Raw genomic sequence first — 465 nt, 5'->3', positions numbered from 1 at the left:
TGCTGGTGGTTTCGCTGACCTTTTTTGCCCCGCAAAGCATCATCGGCATTGCCTATGACTCGGGTGGGGTGACAACCTCGACCATCACTGTGCCCTTGGTCACCGCTTTAGGGGTAGGGCTAGCCTCTTCTATCAAGGGCCGCAACCCCATGGTGGATGGCTTTGGGTTAATCGCATTTGCTTCCCTTTTGCCTATGATCTTCGTCATGCTGTATGGGATGTGGCTCTCATGATTACTCTAGCGCATACCCTTGAAGTGTTTGCTTCTACAGTGATGGATGTTTTCCCCATTGGTGTGATCTTATTTGGTTTTCAAGTGGCGGTTCTGCGCAGACCCATACGAAATTTGCCCTCAGTATTGCTCGGCTTCGTATTAGTGATTGTGGGACTAGCGCTGTTTTTGATTGGATTAGAGGCGGCGCTATTTCCGTTAGGTGAAACCATGGCCATGCAGTTAACCATGCC

Annotated in this window: 2 protein-coding genes; both read left to right on the top strand. The window is 50.1% G+C overall.

What is annotated here, in order from left to right:
• A partial coding sequence (locus AB4585_RS24500) for a DUF1538 family protein (protein ID WP_372171354.1) occupies positions 1-233 on the top strand: 233 nt, incomplete at its 5' end.
• A partial coding sequence (locus tag AB4585_RS24495; protein WP_372171352.1) for a DUF1538 family protein occupies positions 230-465 on the top strand: 236 nt, incomplete at its 3' end. The genes AB4585_RS24500 and AB4585_RS24495, both read left to right, overlap by 4 nt.

This window comes from Vibrio sp. 10N.222.49.C9 (assembly GCF_041474985.1).
GTDB lineage: Bacteria > Pseudomonadota > Gammaproteobacteria > Enterobacterales > Vibrionaceae > Vibrio > Vibrio crassostreae_C.
This window is presented reverse-complemented; position numbering and strand designations above follow the sequence as displayed.